Here is an 18432-nt window from a genome sequence, read left to right on the forward strand (position 1 = left end):
CTTCCGGAATCGATCAATTCCGGAATCGAATGTTTACTAATTGTGAAATCCTTGTCATAGTCGGTCCCCGAATCCGGACGAGGAGGAAACGTGACGATCGATGCCCCGTCGACTGCCCACCTGCACGACCGAACCGATCGACTCGCACCGAAGCCGATCCTGCGAGAGGGCGGCCCGCGTCTGGCGATGTCGTTGCTCGCCGGCGACTCGGTGCGGCCCACCCGGGCCCAGGCCCGGGCGTTCGCCAAGTTCGCGCACGCCTGCGATCCCGTGGCCGATGATCTGGTCGCCGCGATGCGCCGCGACCGGCTCCGCATCCGCACACAGTTCGAGCAGGCACTCGAACACGGCATCGAGACCGTGGACGATCCCGCACCCGAGGTGGCAGCGTTCATCGCCACCCTCGACGACGTGCCGTTCTGGGTCGATTACGACAAGCTCGATCTCGCCGCGCGGGCGATCGCGCGGATGCCGCTGAGCACCCTCATGGCGTTCACCACCGCCATCGCCTTCCCGGCCAGCTACGTCTCCCCGCGCGTCAACGACGTGCTGCTGCGCGGCGGCGACCTCGCGAAACGCGCCGCGGGTCGGATCGTCGAGACGGTCTCGTGGTCGCTGGACTGCACGGCGCCCGGCGGAATGGAGCGCTTCGGAGCGGGGACGAAGAACACCGCCCGTGTCCGCGTCGTGCACGCCTACATCCGTGCCGGGATCGACCGCGTCGACGACTGGAACACGGACACGCACGGCCGGCCCGTGAACCAGCTGCACTACTGCGTGACGATGATCCCGATCGCCGGGGTGGCCCTCGCCGTCATGGCGGCCGGACACTGGTACTCGCGACGTGAGCGCGATGCGATCGTCCACCTCTACCGCTACGTCGCCCACACCATGGGCGTGACGGCGGAACTACAGGTCACCTCCCTTGATGAGCTTCTGCGTCTGATCTGGCTGGCGGTCTGGTCGGAGGTCGACCCCGACGACTCGTCCGCCGCTCTCACCGAGGCCGCGCTGAAGGCCGTTCCCCGCATCTACGGGGTCGACGGCCCGGGTGCGGCGAACCGCATCAGGAGCTGGGCGCACTATCACTTCCACGCCGACCTGGCCCGCCTGTCGCTGGGTTCCGGATACGCCGACGCCGTGGGTGTTCCACCACTGAGCCCGATGGCGGCGCTGTACCCGGTGTGGTTCGCGCGCAACCTCCTACGCGACCGCCTGAGTGTCCTGGTGCCCGGAGGCGCCGGACGCGCCGCCCGGCGGGGTCACGCCGAGCGCATGCGGGAGATCGTCGAGGTGAAGCGGCGGCTCGAGGTGCGGCCCTACGAACGGGACGAAGCCGTGCAGTCGATCCGCGAGCGCGACCGCGAACTCCGGGCGCGATCGGCCTGATCCGGACATCGGGAACGCTCTGGCGCGAACGGCCCTCGCCACCATCGCGACTCTGCAAGTGTGGTTCGTGAAGCAACTGTCGCATGCAGCGCTGTCGCACGCAGAGAAGGAGAGGTCATGCCCACTCGTACCGCACGGACCGCATGGAACGGGGATCTGCAGAAGGGCTCCGGTCAGGTGGAGCTCACCAGCTCGGGCCGTGGCACGTTCGACGTGTCGTTCCCGAAACGCTCGGCGGAGAACGCGGACGGCACCACCAGCCCCGAGGAGCTCGTCGCCGCCGCGCATTCGTCGTGCTACGCGATGCAGTTGTCCGCGCTGATCGCGGAGGCGGGCGGCACACCGCAGAGCCTCGAGGTCACCGCCGACGTCTCGCTGGGGCCCGACCCGGCGGGCGGATTCCGGCTCACCGGAATCGAGCTGAAGGTGCGGGGCGAGGTCGACGGCCTCGACGCCGACGGCTTCGTCAAGGCCGCAGAGGACGCGAAGGCGGGATGCCCCGTGAGCAAGGCACTCACCGGCGTCGAGATCTCCCTGGACGCCGCCCTCGAGAGCTGACCGGGTTCGTGGACCGATCGGCCCGGGAACAGAGCACGTCAGGGCCGGGTTGTACCCGGTTATGAGCATGCCCGACGTACTTCTCCCCACAGCCCACATCGAGATCTGGTCCGACATCGCCTGCCCCTGGTGCTACATCGGCAAGCGGCGCTTCGCGGAGGCGCTCGAGTCCTTCGACGACCGCGACCGGATCGAGGTCACCTGGAGGTCGTACCAGCTCTCGCCCGACACACCGGTCGGGCGACGGGTCCCCGAGGTCGAGGCGCTCGTCGCGATGAAGGGGATGCCGGCCGAGCAGGTCAGGCAGATGTTCGCCCAGGTCTCGGATACCGCTGCCGACGTGGGACTCGAGATCGACTTCGACAACGTCGTCGCCGCCAACACCTTCGATGCGCACCGGCTCGCGCATCTGGCCGGCGACAAGCGCGACGAGGTCCTCGAGGCGTTGTTCCGTGCGCATTTCGTCGACGGCGAGGTGGTCGACGATGTGGATGTCCTCGTGAAGGTCGCCACCGAGGTCGGGCTCGATCCGGAGTCGACGCGCGCGGCCCTCGACGGCGACGATCCCGCCGGTGAGGCCGCGGCCGACGCCGTGACCGCCGATCTCTTCGACGCGCGACGGATCGGCGTGCAGGGGGTGCCGTTCTTCGTGGCCAACCGCGCCGTCGCGGTGTCGGGTGCGCAGCCGGTGGACGTCTTCCGTCAGTTCCTGCGCAAGGCCGTCGACGACGTGACGGTCAAGCTGTGAGTGCCGCGAGATAACGTCGCGCGATCTGCTGCTGGAGCAGGTGCCCGGCGGGACCGGCCAGCTTCGTGTACCAGCGGGCGGGGCGGGAGAACGCGAGCACCGTTCCCCGCACCCGTCCGTCCGGGGTCCGCTCGACGACGAAGGTCTCCTCGCCGTTCTCCGGATGACCCGTGAGCGTGCCGTAGCAGAATCCGCGGAGGTCGGCGGTGTCGACGATCTCGACCACGCGGCACCGTGCCGACGCGCGCACCGGTCCGAGACCGAAGCCGAGATCCACCTCGACGCCGGGTACTGCGAGGGGCGTGCCGGCAGGAATCCGTATGCCCGCACCACGATGCATGTCCCACGAGAACAACCGGGCAGCGGCGACCTCGAACACGGTGTCGCCGCTGCCCAGTTCGCTCTCGACCTTCAGGTGCCGATAACCGGAGGGGAGCGGCGCCTCGCCCCGGAAGGCCCGCAGGCTCGCTCCCACCTCCGGATAGGTGAACTCACGCCCGGACCCGCCGGACGCGGACATCTCAGGACTTCTTGACGTCGAGGACGACCTCGAACTCGAGCAGCGATGCGCCGGTCGCGACGGGCTTCTTCGCCTCACCCGCGTGGGCGGCACGTGCGTCGCCGTCGCGCCACGCGGCGAAGTCCTCCTCGGACTCCCACTGCGTCACCACGAAGTACCGGTTCTCGCCGGCGGTGGGGCGGAGCAGCTGGAAACCCAGGAAGCCGGGGGAGTTGTCGACGGTGTGCGCCCGATTGGCGAATCGCTTCTCCAGCTCGGGGCCGGCGCCTTCGGGAACTTCGATTGCGTTGATCTTCACGACTGCCATGCGCGAGAGCCTACTCCGCTAACTTGGTCGATTGTGTTGCACGACGAGGGCGGAACCGGACGACCCATCCTCCTGTTGCACGGCCTCATGGGCAGCGCCCGGACGTGGCGTCGTCACGTGCCGTGGCTGCGCGGACACGGGCACGTGTACACCTTCGACGCCGCCGGTCACGGCCGTCCCGCTCCCGACGAACTCACCACCGAGGCGTTCGTCGCCGACCTCGCAGCCCACCTCGCCGGGATCGCCGAGCCGCTCGTCGTGATCGGGCATTCGATGGGCGCCCTGCACGCGTGGTGCTTCGCCGCCGCCCATCCCGAGCGGGTCACCGCGCTGGTGCTCGAGGACATGGCCCCCGACTTCCGGGGACGCACGGCCGCGAACTGGGCGGCGATGATCGCGCAGTGGCCGCAACCGTTCCCCACCGAGGATGCGGTGTTCGACTTCTTCGGGCCCGTCGCGGGTCGCTACTTCCTCGACTCGTTCGTCCGCCGCGACGACGGCTGGTATCTGCACGGCGACGTCGAGACCTTCCGCGACATCTCGGGAGAGTGGGGGTCGCGGCACTTCTGGGACGAGTGGAACTCGATTCGCGTGCCCGCGCTGCTGCTCGAAGGCGAGTTCACCATCACCCCCGAGGGGCAGATGCGGCGGATGGCGACGCGACCCGGCACCGACCACGTCCTCGTCGACGGCGCCGGGCATCTCGTGCACGACGACCGGCCCGACGAGTTCCGCACCGCAGTGGAACACTTTCTCACCGCGCACGCACTGTCGGCGAGCCGACTCGAGTAGTACTGCCGGTAAGCCGGATCTAGGAGGTCGATCCCTCGCCGGCGAGCGCGAAACGGCCGTCGTCGGTCTGCTCGACGAGACCGTCCACGAGCAGCGAATGCAGGGCGCGGTCGCGCTGGCCCGGATCCGTGGTCCACACGCTGTCGAGGACGGGCCGCTCCACCGGGACGCTGCTCTCGCGCAGCACCGCCATCAACCGACCACGCACCTGCCGGTCGGTGCCGGCGAACTTCTGCACCTTCCGGGGTGGTCCGTCGTGAGCGGGTCGCCCGGCCTGCACCCACGCGCACTCGGGCAGCGGGCAGCGCCCGCAGTCGGGTGTGCGGGCGGTGCACACGGTCGCGCCGAGTTCCATCAGTGCCGCGGAGAAGGTCGCCGCACGTGCACGTTGACGCGGAAGGATCGCCTCGACATCGGCGAGATCCCGTGTGGTCGAAGGGTTTCCCGGCTCCGCCCGGCCGTGGACGGCGCGGGCGACGACACGACGCACGTTCGTGTCCACCACCGGCACACGCTGCCCGTACGCGAAGCACGCCACCGCTCGCGCGGTGTACGCGCCGACGCCGGGCAGGGTCAGCAGGACGTCGACGTCCTCGGGAACCCGATCGTCGTGCTCGGCGGCGAGTACGCCGGCGCACTCGTGCAGGCGCAGCGCGCGGCGCGGATAGCCGAGCTTGCCCCACGCCCGCAGCACCTCGGCCTGGCTCGAGGCGGCCATCGCGGACGGCACGGGCCAGCGCCGCACCCACTCCTCCCAGATCGGGGCGACCCGGGCGACCGGCGTCTGCTGCAGCATGACCTCGGACATGAGGATCTGCCAGCCCGTCACCCCGTCGCGGCGCCACGGCAGGTCGCGCGCCTCGGCGGCATACCAGCGCAGCAACGACGGTGCGTCCACGGACATCTCGGGTCTCCTCCGGTCACAGGGTCGGGTGTCGGGATCCGCTGAGGAGATGTCGAACGAAATCGGACATGTGCGCAGGTGAATAATGTACGCATGCCGAACTCCAATCCCATCTCCGCCTGGAAAGCCCTGACCGAGGGTAATCATCGTTTCGTCAGCGACACGCCGCTGCACCCGAGCCAGGGAATCGATCGTCGCGCCGAACTCGTCAACGGCCAGCACCCCACCGCCGTGCTGTTCGGCTGCGGAGACTCCCGCGTCGCCGCAGAGATCATCTTCGACCAGGGGCTCGGCGACATGTTCGTGGTCCGCACCGCGGGTCACGTCATCGACAGTTCCGTCCTCGGTTCCATCGAGTACGCAGTCGACATCCTCAACGTTCCGCTCATCGTCATCCTCGGTCACGACAGCTGTGGTGCCGTGGCGGCGACCATCGACGCCCTCGACAAGGGCACGGTGCCGGGCGGCCACATCCGCAGCCTCGTCGAGCGTGTCGCTCCCTCGATCCTCATGGGCAGGGCCGAGGGTCTGTCCACCGTCGACGAACTCGAAGGGCGCCACGTCGTCGAGACGGGCAAGCTGCTCACGGATCGTTCGCGGATCATCGCCGACCGCATCGCCGACGGCCGCTGCGCCATCGTGGGCGTCACCTACAAGCTCGAGGACGGCAAGGTGAGTCTGCGGGGCCACTTCGGAGACATCGGCGAGGTCTCCGACAACTGAAGACGTGTGCACCTGCGGTCACAACGATGTGACCGCAGGTCACAGCGACACGCCGACGGCGGTGTAGCCGTGCGCAGCCCGTGGCACATACCGTGGGGGGCGTGCTTGAACCGACCGGTCCTCTGCCCCCCGAGATCTACTGGCGACGACGCATTCTCGCGATCGGAGTCTCGGTGGTCGTGCTGGCTCTGGTCATCTGGCTCGTAGTGGCGCTGACCGGCGGCGACGACCCCGATCAGAATCCCGAACCCGCAGCAGCGGAGGTGACGACCTCCGCCACCACGACGGCGGCCGATGCGTCAGCCGACGCGGCGTCCGCGAGCACCACCCGGAGCGGTGGATCCTCGGGTTCGTCCGGGACGCGCGGAGCGGAGGGATCGGCCTCGGAGGACGCGGACGACGAGGACAACACGTCCACGTCCGCCACCACCTCCGCTGCTCCGGTTCCGCCGGGGCAGTGCTCCGATCAGTCGCTCGCCGTGCGGGTGACGGCGGACGAGCCGAACTACCGGGTCGGTTCCGAACCCGATTTCACGATCGTCATCACCAACATCGGCACGTCGCAGTGCGAACGCGACCTCGGTGCGGGCCTGCAACAGGTGCTCGTCTACAGCCTCGACGGCAACGAGCGGCTCTGGGCGAACACCGACTGCTTCCCCGAATCGACCGCCGACATCCGATCGCTCGCTCCGGGCGACCAGGCCGCCTACTCCGTCAAGTGGTCGGCGACGACCTCCGAGCCCGGCTGCCAGGCGCCGCGCGAACCGGTCGGTCCCGGCGCGTACACCGTGATCGGGCAGCTCGGTGGCCTGCGCAGCGTGCCCGAGCCGTTCAACATCACGCCCTGACCTGCTGCTCGTCCGGTCGCTGTTCAGTCGTAGTGGTTGATCGCGGCTTCGGCGAGGCGCGACAGTCCCTCGCGGATGTACCGGGCCCACAGGGCGCCGACCCCGTCGACCGCCTGGAGATCGGCAGCGGTGGCCGCAAGCAGGCCCTGCAGTGTGCCGAACGCACCCACGAGCCGGTTGATCTGCCGGGTCTGCAGGCGCGGCACCCGATGGAGCACGCGATAACCGCGCGGGCTCATCGAGGTGTCGAGGGCCTCGATGGTGCCCGAATAGCCGAAGGCGCGGGCGAGGCTCGTCAGGTCGAGCAGGTCGACGTCGGTCAGGTGTGCGAGACGCTCGAGCGCCTGCTCGACCTCCTGCTGGGTGGGGACGTGCTCGCCCGCAAGGTAGTCCCGCACGATGAGCTGCCGGGCGAGCTGGTTGTCGCCGACGAGTTCTTCGAGCTGGAGGGCCAGCTGGCGACCGTCGGTCCCGAGTTCGAGCACGTCCTGCTCGATCTCCACGGACAGGCGGTGCATCATCTCGAGCCGCTGCGCCACGGTGAGCGCATCGCGCAGCGTGACGATGTCCTCGATCTCGACCACGGACAACTGCCGGGTCACCTCGTCGAGGCGGGCCTTGTAGCGCTCGAGTGTCGCGACGGCCTGGTTGGCCCGGGACAGGATGGTCGCGGAGTCGTTGATGACGTGGCGGCGACCGTCGACGTACACGCTGACGATGCTCATCGACTGGCTGACCGAAACCACCGGATATCCGGTCTGGATCGCGGTGCGTTCCGCGGCGCGGTGCCGGGTGCCGGACTCCACGGTGGGGATGCTCGGATCGGGCACGAGCTGCACGTTGGCACGCACGATGCGCGAACCGTCGGTGGACACGACCACGGCGCCGTCCATCTTCGACAGCTCCCGGAGCCGGGTGGGGGCGAACTCGACGTCGAGTTCGAAACCGCCGTCGCACAGCTCGGCGACCTTGTCGTCGAAACCGAGGACGATCAGGCCGCCCGTCCGGCCGCGGAGGATGCGTTCGAGACCGTCGCGTAGCGCGGTGCCGGGCGCCAGACGAGCGATGGTGTCGCTCAGCGTCGATGCCGGCGCCGACTCGGTCATCTGGACTTCCTTCCCCTGTGCGGTCTGCGGTCGTCGTCACAATGCGCGGACTCTTGGATCGGCGCCCCCGACCGCGCAACTACATTACTTGCTTATGCGCAGCACCTGGACTCTGCCCGACGACCTCGTCGTTCCCGATCTGCCGGAAGATCATCCCGGCCCGGGTGCGCCGGTACCGCAGCACTGGAACAAGTGCTTCGGGTGTGGTGACGACCAGCCCTCCGGCCTCGCGATGGAGTTCACGATCGGCGAGGGCCTCGAGGTGCTCGGCCGTCTCGACGTCGCCACGCGCTACCAGGGCGGACCGGGATTCATCCACGGCGGCATCCTCATGACGGCCTTCGACGAGGTCCAGGGAATGGCGTGCAACGCCGCCCTGCGGACCGCCGTCGTCACCGGGCACTTCGAGACGGACTTCGCTCGTCCCATCCCGCTGGGCTCGGTCCTCGAGTTCCGCGCCCGCGTCGACGGCACGGTGCGGCGCAAGGTCTACACCAGCGCGGAGGCACGCATCGTCGACGGTCCGCTGGCCGACCCGGACGTCGTGGTGGCGTCGTCGGTCGGGCTGTTCGTCGTCGTCGGACACGAGCACTTCGCGAAGGGTCGCGACTACGCCGACGGAATCCCGCAGAGCGAGCACGACATCTCCGCCGTCTGACATCTCCGCGCTTCAGGGCTTTCGCGTTCATACCTGTCTCGTTCAGGACTCCGGCCCGTCGGGGAGCAGCGGAACACCCGGCCGGTGGTCGCGTCCGAGCAACGCCGCGGAAGTGACCGCGCCCGCGCCGTAGCGGGAGTGCAGATCGTCCAGGACGGCATCGAGGGCATGCCGGTCGACGGCGCGGTGCTGCGTTCGCGTGTCTCCGGTACCGTCCCCGGCGGCCTCGACCGGCTCGTCGAACGGCAGCTCGAGTTGCTCGACGCCTTCACCGACGAGATTCGTCACCGCGATCCCGATGAGCGTGAGACCGCGCTCGGCGATGAGCGGTCGGGTCTGCTCGAGCAGGTCGTGCGCCGCCGCCGACAGCAGATCGGTGCGTGCGGTGGCCCCGGGCAGCGTGTGGGAGCGGGTCGCGCGGGTGTAGTCGGCGAAGCGCATCCGCAGGACCACCGTGCGGCCGAGGCGTCCGGCCCGGCGCATCCGCCGGCCCACGCGGTCGACGAGCAGTTGCAGCGTCTCGCCGACCGACTCGAGGCTGTGGGGTCCGCGGCCGAGCGCGTGCTGCGCGCCCATCGAACTGCGCCGCCGATGCCGGACCGGACGCGGATCGTGACCGATCGCGAGCGCGTGCAGGTGGCGTCCCGCCGCGCGTCCGAGCAGCGAGACGAGATCGGACTCGGAGTGGGCGGCGACATCGGCCACGGTCCGCAGACCGTGCGCGTGCAACTTCGCCGCCGTCACCTTGCCGACGCCCCACAACCGCTCCACCGGCAACGGATGGAGGAACTCGAGTTCGGCGTGCGGAGGGACGAGGAGCAGTCCGTCGGGCTTGGCCACCCCGCTCGCGACCTTGGCGAGGAACTTGGTGCGCGCGACACCGACGGTGATCGGCAGCCCCACCTCCTCGGCGACCGTGCGGCGCAGACGTGCGGCGATGTCGACGGGTCTGCCGGCGATGCGCCCGAGACCGGAGACGTCGAGGAACGCCTCGTCGATGGAGATCCCCTCCACGATCGGTGTGGTGCGATCGAAAATCGCGAAGACGTCGCGCGAGGCCTGCGCGTAGGCCTCCATGCGGGGAGGCACCGAGATCAGTCCCGGGCACAGGGCGCGGGCGGCCCGGCCCGACATCGCGGTGACGATGCCGTGGGCCTTGGCCTCGTAGCTCGCCGCGAGCACGACACCCCCGCCCACGACGATCGGTTTGCCGCGCAGCCACGGATCGTCGCGCTGCTCCACCGACGCGTAGAACGCGTCGAGATCGGCGTGCAGCACCGTCGCATCGGACACGAACACATGTTCGCACCGGCCGCCGACACCTCGGCAGATCGGCGCTGCCGACACCTCGGCAGATCGGCGCTGCCGACACCTCGGCAGATCGGCGCTGCCGACATGTCCGCAGGTCAGCGCGTGAGGGTCGACAGTGCCTGCGCCACGTTGGACACCTCGAACTTCTTCATGCCCTTCGGGACACCCTCGACATCGCGCGGAACCACCCCGCGGTCGAAGCCGAGCCGGTTCGCCTCCGCGAGCCGGCGACCCGCGCCCACGACACGACGGACCTCCCCGGCGAGACCGACCTCGCCGAGCAACACGGTGCCGGCCGGGACGGGCTGGTCGCGCACGGCTGAGGCGACGGCCAGCGCGAGCGCGAGGTCGGCGGACGGATCGGTGATCCGCATACCGCCGACGGTGGAGGCGTAGACGTCGCAGTTGCCGAGCCGGCCGAGACCGCAGCGACGCTCGAGCACCGCGAGCACCATCGCGACCCGCGCCGAGTCGAGGCCGCTCACTGCGCGTCGCGGTGACGGATTGTGCGTGGGCACCACGAGCGCCTGGACCTCACCGAGGAGCGGGCGTTTGCCGTCCATCGTGACCGTGACGGCGGTGCCGGGCACGGCCTCGTCGCGGTGCTGCAGGAACAATCCCGACGGGTCGCTGACGCCGACGATCCCGTCCTCGGCAAGTTCGAAGCAGCCCACCTCGTCGGCGGCCCCGAACCGGTTCTTCACCCCGCGCACCATGCGCAGCGTGGAGTGCTTGTCGCCTTCGAAGTGCAGCACCACGTCGACGAGGTGCTCGAGAGAACGCGGACCGGCGACCGCGCCGTCCTTGGTGACGTGGCCGATGAGCAGCACCGGGATGCCGCTGGACTTCGCGAGGGAGGTCAGGGCGCTGGTGACCGCGCGGACCTGCGTGACACCGCCGGTGACGCCGTCGACATCGGCGGCGAGCATCGTCTGGACGGAGTCGACGACCAGCAGCGTGGGCTTGACCTGCTCGACGTGCCCGAAGATCGTCGCGAGGTCGTTCTCGGCGGCAAGATAGACCCGGTCGTGCACGGCGCCGGTGCGGTCGGCGCGCAGGCGCACCTGACCGGCCGACTCCTCGCCGGTGACGTAGAGCGCGCGATCGGCTTCGCCGCGCAACGCCCAGCGGTGCACCACCTCGAGGAGCAGCGTGGACTTGCCGACACCGGGTTCGCCGGCGAGCAGGACGACCGAACCGGGGACGACACCGCCACCGAGGACGCGGTCGAGCTCGGGGATGCCCGTGGGCTTCGCGTGGGTGGACTTGCCGTCGATCTGCGACAGCGGGGTGGCCGGGGTGCTCGGCAGCACGGCGGCGGCACCGGCGCGGGCGAGCGAGGTACCCGACCGCGAGGCGACCGCGACCGGCTGGACGGGTGCTTCGTCCATCGACCCCCACGTTCCGCATTCGGGACAGCGCCCGACCCACTTCGCGACGGTGTGCGAGCAGTCGGAACAGCGGTAGAGGGTCTTGGTCTTTGCCACGGCCGGAGGATAGTCGGTCGCACCGACACCGGAGCGGATGCGAAAAGGGCCCGGCCGAGCTGTGCTCGACCGGGCCCTTCAGCAGGAAGTCCTAGTGTGCTTCGCCCACGATCGGCGAGAGCTCCGACTCGTCGCGGGGGAGCTCCGGGCCGGCGTCGATCGGCACGGACAGGGTCACGTCGCCGGCCTCGGCGAACGTGAAGGTCACGGGGATGGTCAGACCCGGGCGGACACCCTCGGAGAGGTTCACGAGCTCGACGTTGTTGACGACGCCTGCCGGAGCCGGGGAGGGGGTCTCCTCGGTGCTGTTCGGACGCGGCGACTCGTCGACCTCCTCGACGAGGGCGGCGTTCTCCTCGGAGACACCGGCGACCACGGAGGACTGCGGCGGAACCTCGAGGCGGGCTCCGGTGACCGAGGCTGCGAAATCGGTGGAGATACCGGTGAGCTGATCGCCGACGTACGGGTCGAGGTTGACGATCGTGAAGCCGAGCTGGGCGGTGCCGCCGGGCTCGATGCTGTACTCCTCGGAGTTCGGGTAGATCACGTGCACGTTGCGCAGCGCGAGGCTGCCGGCGTCCACGTTGGAACCGTTGATGGCCGCGACCTGGGTCGAGGTCTGGGTGATCTGACCGGCGCTGCACGCGGACATCGTGAGCGCCGCTCCCGCGGCAAGGGCGAGAGCGGTCACGACTCGGCGAGTCGGCGCTTTGAGAGCAGTCACGGGTTCCTCCACTCGAGTAAGGCTCGCAATCCACTAGGCAGAGTAGTAGTTCCCGTGTGCGCTGTGTACGTCGGGGCCGGATCTCGTGCGGATTCGCGCGCGGAAGACAAGATCGACAGGCGCCGACGGGCGGGTGTGTCGGAGGTCACCCGATACACGGAAGCAACTGCCTGTCAAGCCCTACGCTCAGTGCTCGGTGCCCCTGACCTGCACCGTTGACGGGAGGGTGATGTGGTCACGTGTTAAACTGGGAGAATCGAAAGGGGCACGGGACACATGATTTTCAAGGTCGGAGACACCGTCGTATACCCCCATCACGGTGCGGCGCTGATCGAAGCAATCGAAACACGCACCATCAAGGGTGAGCAGAAGGAATATCTGGTTCTGAAAGTCGCGCAGGGCGACCTGACGGTCCGGGTACCTGCAGAGAACGCGGAGTACGTCGGAGTGCGCGACGTCGTCGGGCAGGAAGGCCTCGACAAGGTTTTCCAGGTGCTGCGCGCACCCCACACGGAAGAACCCACCAACTGGTCACGGCGGTACAAGGCCAACCTCGAGAAGCTGGCCTCCGGCGATGTCAACAAGGTCGCAGAAGTTGTGCGCGACCTGTGGCGCCGGGAGCAGGACCGCGGCCTGTCCGCAGGTGAGAAGCGGATGCTCGCCAAGGCACGTCAGATCCTCGTCGGTGAGCTCGCGCTCGCCGAGGGCACCGACGACGTCAAGGCGGAGACCATGCTCGACGAGGTTCTCGCCGCCGCTTCCTGACGCGCGAGACATCGGCAAACTGCACATGAGCGATCGCAACGGGCCGGTCGTCGGAATCCTTCCGGCGGCCGGCCGCGGTGTTCGCCTGGGAGAACCACTGCCCAAGGCGTTCGTGGAACTGGACGGCCGCACGATGCTCGACCGCTCGGTCGAGGCGATGCTCGCCTCGGCGGTCATCGATCGAGTGGTGATCGTCGCGCCGCCCGAACTGGCTGCGACGCCCGCGGACCGGCTCGTCGGCGAGTCGTTCGCCCACCGGGTCACCGTCGTCGCGGGTGGCGCCGAGCGCGCCGACTCGGTGCGCGCCGGTCTCGCGGCGGCTTCGGGAGCGCGGTTCGTGCTCGTCCACGACGCCGCGCGTGCGCTCACCCCGGCCGATCTGTTCGTCCGGGTCGTCGACGCGCTGCGGGCCGGCAGCGACGCCGTGATCCCCGTGCTGCCCGTCGTCGACACCATCAAGAGCGTCGACGAGGACGGAGCCGTCACCGGCACTCCGGACCGGTCGACCCTCCGCGCGGTACAGACCCCGCAGGGATTCGACGTCGAATTGCTCGAGCGGGCCAACCGCGACGCGGCCGACGCGACCGACGACGCGGGACTCGTCGAGCGACTGGGGGAGCGGATCACCACTGTCGCGGGCGACCCGCTCGCTTTCAAGATCACCACCCCGCTGGACCTGGTGCTGGCACGGACCGTGCTCGCGTCCGGCGTCCGCACCGAGAAGGAGATGTGAGCATCGTGCGTGTCGGCATCGGAACGGACGTGCATCCCGTGGAGGCCGGACGGCCGTGCTGGATGGCCGGTCTGCTGTTCGAGGACGCCGACGGGTGCGCGGGTCACTCCGACGGGGACGTCGCTGCGCACGCGCTGTGCGATGCGGTGCTCTCGGCCGCCGGTCTCGGCGACCTCGGATCGGTCTTCGGTACGGGCCGACCCGAGATGGCCGGCGCCTCCGGTGTTGCCATGCTCGGCGAGGTACGTCGACTGCTCGACGACGCCGGCTGGGTGGTGGGCAATGCCGCCGTCCAGGTGATCGGGAACCGCCCGAAGATCGGGCCGCGGCGCGAGGAGGCACAGGCGGTGCTGTCCGAGGCACTCGGCGGTCCGGTCTCCGTGTCGGCGACCACCACGGACGGACTCGGGCTCACCGGCCGGGGAGAAGGTGTGGCCGCGGTTGCGACCGCACTGGTCCTGGCCCAGCAGGACGAGCGGTAGGATCGACGGTCGTGACCTTGCGCTTATACGACACCGAATCGCGGGCCGTGCGGGATTTCGAACCGCTGGTCCCCGGCCAGGCCTCGGTGTACCTGTGTGGGGCCACCGTCCAAGGCGAACCCCATATCGGGCACGTACGCAGCGGCGTTGCGTTCGACGTGCTCCGCCGGTGGCTCGCTACCAAGGGTCTCGATGTCTTGTTTGTGAGAAATGTCACAGACATCGAGGACAAGATCCTCCGCAAGGCCGCAGAGGCAGGCCGTCCGTGGTGGGAGTGGGCCGCGACCTACGAGCGGGCCTTCAACCGCGCCTACGACGCGCTCGGTGTGCTTCCTCCCTCGGTGGAACCCCGCGCGACCGGCCACATCACGCAGATGGTCGAACTCATCCAGCGCCTCATCGACGCCGGGCACGCCTACGCGGCCGACGGCGACGTCTACTTCGACGTGCTGAGCTACCCCGAATACGGTGCCCTCTCCGGACACCGCATCGAGGACGTCCACCAGGGTGAGAGCGCCGGACTCGGCAAGCGCGACCCCCGCGACTTCACGCTGTGGAAGGCCGAGAAGCCCGGTGAGCCGTCGTGGCCCACCCCGTGGGGACGCGGCCGCCCCGGCTGGCATCTCGAGTGCTCCGCGATGGCGGGCTTCTATCTCGGCGGCACCTTCGACATCCACTGCGGAGGCATGGACCTCGTCTTCCCGCACCACGAGAACGAGATGGCGCAGTCCCGCGCTGCCGGCGACGGCTTCGCCCGCTACTGGCTGCACAACGGCTGGGTGACGATGGGCGGCGAGAAGATGTCGAAGTCGCTCGGCAACGTGCTGTCGATCCCCAACGTGCTCGCCCGCGTCCGGCCGCAGGAACTGCGCTACTACCTCGGCAGCGCCCACTACCGTTCGATGCTCGAATACTCCGACGACGCGCTCGCCGAAGCGGCCGCCGCGTACCGGGGACTCGAGTCGTTCGTGCTCAAGACCCGTGACCGGGCGGGCGAGGTGCCCGTGGGCGAGTGGACCGAGGCCTTCGCCGAGGCACTCGACGACGATCTCGGTGTGCCCAAGGCGCTCGCGGAGATCCACCGTAAGCGCAGCGAGGGCAACAAGGCGCTCGACAACGGCGATCTCGACACGGCCGTGCAGATCGCCTCGCAGGTCCGGAGCATGCTCGGCATCCTCGGTGTCGACCCGCTCGACGAGCACTGGTGCTCCACCGACGATTCCGGATCGGCCGCACTCGCGGCACTCGACGTGCTGGTCGGCGCGGATCTCGAACGCCGCATGACCGCCCGGGCCGAGAAGAACTGGGCGGTGGCCGACGAGGTGCGGGACCGCCTCGCAGCCGCGGGGGTCGAAGTGACCGATACGCCCAACGGACCCGAGTGGTCTCTGAAAGCAGGACAGTGATGGCAGGCAATTCCCAGCGTCGCGGCGCTATTCGTAAGGGCGGCACGAAGAAGGGCCAGGTCGTCGGGTCCGGCGGGCAGCGGCGACGCGGGCTCGAAGCGCGTGGCGCCACCCCCAAGGCCGAGGACCGGCCCTACCACCCCGCCGCACGGCGTGCCCGGGCCGCGGCCAAGGCCGCCGACCCGCGCGGCGGCGGTCGTCGTCCCGCGGCCGGTCGCAAGGCCGAGGACGGGCCCGAGATGGTGCTCGGCCGTAACCCGGTCGTCGAGTGCCTGCGTGCCGGTGTGCCCGCGACCGCTCTGTACGTCGCCCTCGGCGCCGAGGCCGACGAGCGGCTCAAGGAAGCCGTGCAGCGCTCGGCCGAGATGGGCATCTCGATCCTCGAGGTCTCGCGTTCCGAACTCGACCGGATGTCGTCGAACGGGATGCACCAGGGCATCGGTCTGCAGGTGCCGCCGTACCGCTACGCGCACCCCGACGACCTGCTCGCGCGCGCCGCGGAGAACCACGAGCGTCCGCTGCTCGTGGCCCTCGACAACATCTCCGATCCGCGTAATCTCGGCGCGGTGATCCGCTCGGTCGCGGCCTTCGGCGGGCACGGTGTGGTCATCCCGCAGCGCCGCTCCGCGTCGGTGACGGCCGTGGCGTGGCGCACGAGCGCCGGCGCCGCAGCGCGACTGCCCGTCGCGCGTGCCACCAACCTCACGCGCACGCTCAAGGACTGGCAGTCCCGCGGTGTCCGCGTCGTCGGCCTCGATGCCGGTGGCGACACCAGCCTCGACGATTTCGACGGCACCGATCCCGTCGTCGTGGTCGTGGGGTCGGAGGGCAAGGGACTCTCGCGCCTGGTGCGGGAGACCTGCGACGCTGTTCTCTCCATCCCGATGGCCGGAGACGTCGAGTCGCTCAACGCCTCCGTCGCGGCGGGCGTGGTGCTCGCCGACATCGCGCGGCAGCGTCGGGCCTGATCGAGTCGGTCCGATCCGCGGTCGCGAGGGCCTAGTCTGTCCTCGTGGTCGCATCCCTGCCGTTCCGTACGAAGGTGTTCGCCTTCGTCGAACGCTTCGCCAACAAGTCCATCGCCGACGCGTCCGTCGACGAGATCCCGGCACGTCGTGCTGCGCGCGCGAAGCTGCTGTCGTCCCCGGTCGGCCGGCTGATCTCGGGCCGGACGCATCCCGGCGTGCGGATCGAGGACCGATGGGTCGACCTCGAGCACGAGGTGATCGACGATCTCGCCCCCGAGGACTCCCCGGTCCGGACCCGTCTGCGGATCTACCGACCCTCCGCGCGGACGAACGGTCCGCTGCCGGTCGTGCTGCTGTTCCACGGCGGCGGGTGGGTGCTCGGCAATCCGGAGCAGAACGAGTGGTGGGCGAGCCACACCGCCGCGCGGACCCCGAGCGTCGTGGTGTCCGTGGACTACCGGCTCGCCCCCGAACATCCCTATCCCGCAGCGGTGCTGGACTGCTGGGCGGCGTTCCGGTGGGTCGTCGCACACGCTGCGGAACTCGGCGGTGATCCGTCCCGCGTCGTGGTCGCCGGCGACAGTGCCGGAGGCAACCTCGCCGCGGTCGTCGCCGACGTGGCCGGCCGCTCGGGTGGTCCGCTGCCGGCCGGTCAGGTGCTGATCTATCCGGCGACGGAGATGGAGGAGGAGTTCCCGTCGGAGCGGCAGTTCGCGAACGCTCCCGTGCTCACCTCCCGCGGTATGCGGGCGTTCGTGCGCCTGTATCTGGCCGGAGCCGATCCGTATGCGCCGACCGCGGCTCCCCTGCGCGGCACGCTCGCCGGTGCCGCCGTACCGGCCCTCGTCCAGATCGCCGGGCACGACCCGTTGCGCGACAACGCCGTTCGATACGCCGAAGCATTGCGGGCCAAGGGCGGCGACGTCGCGGAGACCGATTATCCCGACACCGTGCACGGCTATCTCAGTCTGCCCGGCATCTCTCCGCCCGCGACACACGCACTCGACGAGGCGATCACCTTCGTACGGCGGGTGACGGCCGCCGACCCGACCGACGAGGACGACGCCTCCGTGCGGTCGCGCACCTGACGGTCACCCGGCTGCGGTCACCCCGCAGCGATCACCGCACCGGCACGAACCGAACCCGCTGTCCGGGACGCAGTTGCGCCGCGACCGGCAGATCGGCGGCGACCGCCACCGCGGCCACCGGATAGCCGCCCGTGACGGGATGGTCGACGAGGAACAGCACCGGATGCCCGTCCGGCGGTATCTGCAGCGAGCCGGGAACCATGCCCTCGCTGGGCATCTCCTCGTGCCGTGCCCGGTGCAGTCGGCCGGGACCGTGGAACCTGATACCCACCCGGTCGAGTTCCGGTGTCACCGTCCATGTCTCGTGGAACAGCGCCCGCAGTGATCCGGGCGTGAACCAGTCGTCGCGCGGGCCGGGCCGTACCCGGATCTCCACGGGGTCGTCCATCGGCGGCGGTGGTGGGAACTGCTCCTCGTCGGGCAGGTGACCCGACATCGCCCCGACGAGCAGACTGTCGCCGGCGCGAACGGGTGACTGTCCGGTGTGCGACAGGGTGTCGGTGGATCTACTGCCGAGCACCTCCGGCACGTCGATGCCGCCGCGCACCGCGAGGTAGGTCCGCAGGCCTTCGTTCGGGACGCCGATCCGCAGCACGTCGTCGTTGCGGAGGGCGATGCGCGCCCAGTCGCCGACCAGCCGGTCGCACACGGTCACGTCGGCGCGGGCACCGGTCACGGCCACGATCGTCTCGCCGACGCTGCGGACGGCGAGACCGCCGCCGGTCACCTCGAGTGTCGCCGCGTCCGGCTGGTTCCCCACGAGCCGGTTCGCAGCGTCGTGTGCGCGCCGGTCGGCGGCACCGGACCGGGTGAGGCCCGAGGAACCGTAACCGGGACGTCCGCGATCCTGGACCGTCGTGAGCATTCCGCCGGAGAGCACCTCGAACCACGCCACGATGTTCATTCTCACTCACC

21 protein-coding genes are annotated in these 18432 nt (G+C 69.7%); 13 read left to right on the plus strand and 8 right to left on the minus strand.

The genetic code is table 11. The features are described from left to right. The first annotated feature begins 90 nt into the window (after positions 1 to 90). From ACLBYD_RS19045 to ACLBYD_RS19055, 3 genes are all read left to right on the plus strand, one after another. Positions 91 to 1389, plus strand: coding sequence for an oxygenase MpaB family protein (locus ACLBYD_RS19045; RefSeq protein ID WP_447817633.1), 1299 nt, complete (start codon positions 91 to 93; stop codon positions 1387 to 1389). Between the two features lie 117 nt (positions 1390 to 1506). Continuing rightward, positions 1507 to 1947: an OsmC family protein gene (locus ACLBYD_RS19050; RefSeq protein WP_060653552.1), complete on the plus strand. Its 441-nt coding sequence runs from the start codon at positions 1507 to 1509 to the stop codon at positions 1945 to 1947. Between the two features lie 61 nt (positions 1948 to 2008). Then, positions 2009 to 2695: a DsbA family oxidoreductase gene (locus ACLBYD_RS19055; RefSeq protein WP_060653554.1), complete on the plus strand. Its 687-nt coding sequence runs from the start codon at positions 2009 to 2011 to the stop codon at positions 2693 to 2695. On the opposite strand, the gene ACLBYD_RS19060 is transcribed toward ACLBYD_RS19055, so the two are convergent. Together ACLBYD_RS19060 and ACLBYD_RS19065 are read right to left on the minus strand one after the other, a co-directional pair. After that, positions 2685 to 3215 (minus strand): DUF1990 family protein, encoded by a 531-nt coding sequence (locus tag ACLBYD_RS19060; protein ID WP_447817634.1) that lies wholly within the window; start codon positions 3213 to 3215, stop codon positions 2685 to 2687. The two genes, ACLBYD_RS19055 and ACLBYD_RS19060, sit on opposite strands and share 11 nt — an antisense overlap. A 1-nt stretch (position 3216) precedes the next feature. Then, positions 3217 to 3522: an antibiotic biosynthesis monooxygenase family protein gene (locus ACLBYD_RS19065; protein ID WP_006550495.1), complete on the minus strand. Its 306-nt coding sequence runs from the start codon at positions 3520 to 3522 to the stop codon at positions 3217 to 3219. Between the two features lie 33 nt (positions 3523 to 3555). On the opposite strand from ACLBYD_RS19065, the gene ACLBYD_RS19070 reads away from it, so the two are divergent. Further along, positions 3556 to 4314, plus strand: a complete 759-nt coding sequence (locus ACLBYD_RS19070) for an alpha/beta fold hydrolase (RefSeq protein WP_447817635.1) — start codon at positions 3556 to 3558, stop codon at positions 4312 to 4314. A gap of 19 nt (positions 4315 to 4333) precedes the next feature. Here ACLBYD_RS19070 and ACLBYD_RS19075 read toward each other — a convergent pair whose 3' ends face one another. Next, positions 4334 to 5218, minus strand: coding sequence for an A/G-specific adenine glycosylase (locus tag ACLBYD_RS19075; protein WP_016693348.1), 885 nt, complete (start codon positions 5216 to 5218; stop codon positions 4334 to 4336). Positions 5219 to 5311: 93 nt separating this feature from the next. Here ACLBYD_RS19075 and ACLBYD_RS19080 point away from each other — a divergent pair, with 93 nt between their 5' ends. Then, positions 5312 to 5941, plus strand: coding sequence for a carbonic anhydrase (locus ACLBYD_RS19080; RefSeq protein ID WP_019290184.1), 630 nt, complete (start codon positions 5312 to 5314; stop codon positions 5939 to 5941). A gap of 101 nt (positions 5942 to 6042) precedes the next feature. After that, the gene (locus tag ACLBYD_RS19085) at positions 6043 to 6789 is read left to right on the plus strand and encodes a hypothetical protein (protein ID WP_447817636.1); all 747 of its coding nucleotides are present in this window, start codon (positions 6043 to 6045) and stop codon (positions 6787 to 6789) included. 23 nt (positions 6790 to 6812) lie between these two features. Here ACLBYD_RS19085 and disA read toward each other — a convergent pair whose 3' ends face one another. Then, complete coding sequence (gene disA, locus ACLBYD_RS19090) at positions 6813 to 7895, minus strand: DNA integrity scanning diadenylate cyclase DisA (protein ID WP_060653564.1); 1083 nt, start codon at positions 7893 to 7895, stop codon at positions 6813 to 6815. Between the two features lie 94 nt (positions 7896 to 7989). Here disA and ACLBYD_RS19095 point away from each other — a divergent pair, with 94 nt between their 5' ends. Then, positions 7990 to 8553 carry a PaaI family thioesterase gene (locus tag ACLBYD_RS19095; RefSeq protein ID WP_060653565.1) on the plus strand — a complete coding sequence of 188 codons (564 nt, stop codon included), beginning with the start codon at positions 7990 to 7992 and terminating at the stop codon, positions 8551 to 8553. Positions 8554 to 8595: 42 nt separating this feature from the next. Here the strand turns inward: ACLBYD_RS19095 and dinB are convergent, their stop codons facing one another. The 3 genes from dinB to ACLBYD_RS19110 all read right to left on the minus strand — a co-directional run bounded on the left by dinB (position 8596) and on the right by ACLBYD_RS19110 (position 12075). Then, positions 8596 to 9852, minus strand: coding sequence for a DNA polymerase IV (gene dinB, locus ACLBYD_RS19100; RefSeq protein WP_447817637.1), 1257 nt, complete (start codon positions 9850 to 9852; stop codon positions 8596 to 8598). A 107-nt stretch (positions 9853 to 9959) separates the two neighbouring features. Continuing rightward, entirely contained in the window at positions 9960 to 11351 is a 1392-nt protein-coding gene (gene radA, locus ACLBYD_RS19105; protein ID WP_271037903.1) for a DNA repair protein RadA, read from the minus strand. Between the two features lie 91 nt (positions 11352 to 11442). After that, positions 11443 to 12075 carry a hypothetical protein gene (locus tag ACLBYD_RS19110; protein ID WP_026061386.1) on the minus strand — a complete coding sequence of 211 codons (633 nt, stop codon included), beginning with the start codon at positions 12073 to 12075 and terminating at the stop codon, positions 11443 to 11445. A gap of 276 nt (positions 12076 to 12351) precedes the next feature. Here ACLBYD_RS19110 and carD point away from each other — a divergent pair, with 276 nt between their 5' ends. From carD to ACLBYD_RS19140, 6 genes are read left to right on the plus strand one after another with little or no spacing between them, the layout of a single operon-like run. Then, positions 12352 to 12840 (plus strand): RNA polymerase-binding transcription factor CarD, encoded by a 489-nt coding sequence (gene carD, locus ACLBYD_RS19115; RefSeq protein ID WP_006550486.1) that lies wholly within the window; start codon positions 12352 to 12354, stop codon positions 12838 to 12840. Between the two features lie 25 nt (positions 12841 to 12865). Further along, complete coding sequence (ispD, locus tag ACLBYD_RS19120) at positions 12866 to 13573, plus strand: 2-C-methyl-D-erythritol 4-phosphate cytidylyltransferase (RefSeq protein ID WP_447817640.1); 708 nt, start codon at positions 12866 to 12868, stop codon at positions 13571 to 13573. Between the two features lie 5 nt (positions 13574 to 13578). Continuing rightward, complete coding sequence (gene ispF / locus ACLBYD_RS19125; RefSeq protein WP_024102859.1) at positions 13579 to 14055, plus strand: 2-C-methyl-D-erythritol 2,4-cyclodiphosphate synthase; 477 nt, start codon at positions 13579 to 13581, stop codon at positions 14053 to 14055. An 11-nt stretch (positions 14056 to 14066) separates the two neighbouring features. After that, on the plus strand, positions 14067 to 15461 hold the full coding sequence (gene cysS, locus ACLBYD_RS19130; protein ID WP_447817641.1) for a cysteine--tRNA ligase: 1395 nt from the start codon (positions 14067 to 14069) through the stop codon (positions 15459 to 15461). Continuing rightward, positions 15461 to 16429: a 23S rRNA (guanosine(2251)-2'-O)-methyltransferase RlmB gene (gene rlmB, locus ACLBYD_RS19135; protein ID WP_060653581.1), complete on the plus strand. Its 969-nt coding sequence runs from the start codon at positions 15461 to 15463 to the stop codon at positions 16427 to 16429. Before cysS ends, rlmB begins: the two co-directional genes overlap by 1 nt. Positions 16430 to 16473: 44 nt before the next feature. Next, complete coding sequence (locus ACLBYD_RS19140) at positions 16474 to 17517, plus strand: alpha/beta hydrolase (RefSeq protein WP_447817642.1); 1044 nt, start codon at positions 16474 to 16476, stop codon at positions 17515 to 17517. A gap of 31 nt (positions 17518 to 17548) precedes the next feature. Here the strand turns inward: ACLBYD_RS19140 and ACLBYD_RS19145 are convergent, their stop codons facing one another. Then, a complete protein-coding gene (locus tag ACLBYD_RS19145; protein ID WP_447817643.1) occupies positions 17549 to 18421 on the minus strand; it encodes a 5-oxoprolinase subunit C family protein in 873 nt (290 codons plus the stop codon). Positions 18422 to 18432: the final 11 nt, after the last annotated feature.

The organism is Rhodococcus sp. C26F, from assembly GCF_053345925.1.

Excerpts from the sequence above, each read along its gene's own strand:
- carD (WP_006550486.1), top strand. The coding sequence starts at position 12,352 with ATGATTTTCAAGGTCGGAGACACCGTCGTATACCCCCATCACGGTGCG.
- ACLBYD_RS19145 (WP_447817643.1), bottom strand. The coding sequence starts at position 18,421 with ATGAACATCGTGGCGTGGTTCGAGGTGCTCTCCGGCGGAATGCTCACG.
- rlmB (WP_060653581.1), top strand. The coding sequence starts at position 15,461 with ATGGCAGGCAATTCCCAGCGTCGCGGCGCTATTCGTAAGGGCGGCACG.
- ACLBYD_RS19065 (WP_006550495.1), bottom strand. The coding sequence starts at position 3,522 with ATGGCAGTCGTGAAGATCAACGCAATCGAAGTTCCCGAAGGCGCCGGC.
- ACLBYD_RS19055 (WP_060653554.1), top strand. The coding sequence starts at position 2,009 with ATGAGCATGCCCGACGTACTTCTCCCCACAGCCCACATCGAGATCTGG.
- ACLBYD_RS19050 (WP_060653552.1), top strand. The coding sequence starts at position 1,507 with ATGCCCACTCGTACCGCACGGACCGCATGGAACGGGGATCTGCAGAAG.
- ACLBYD_RS19075 (WP_016693348.1), bottom strand. The coding sequence starts at position 5,218 with ATGTCCGTGGACGCACCGTCGTTGCTGCGCTGGTATGCCGCCGAGGCG.
- disA (WP_060653564.1), bottom strand. The coding sequence starts at position 7,895 with ATGACCGAGTCGGCGCCGGCATCGACGCTGAGCGACACCATCGCTCGT.
- ACLBYD_RS19095 (WP_060653565.1), top strand. The coding sequence starts at position 7,990 with ATGCGCAGCACCTGGACTCTGCCCGACGACCTCGTCGTTCCCGATCTG.
- ispD (WP_447817640.1), top strand. The coding sequence starts at position 12,866 with ATGAGCGATCGCAACGGGCCGGTCGTCGGAATCCTTCCGGCGGCCGGC.
- ACLBYD_RS19060 (WP_447817634.1), bottom strand. The coding sequence starts at position 3,215 with ATGTCCGCGTCCGGCGGGTCCGGGCGTGAGTTCACCTATCCGGAGGTG.
- ACLBYD_RS19080 (WP_019290184.1), top strand. The coding sequence starts at position 5,312 with ATGCCGAACTCCAATCCCATCTCCGCCTGGAAAGCCCTGACCGAGGGT.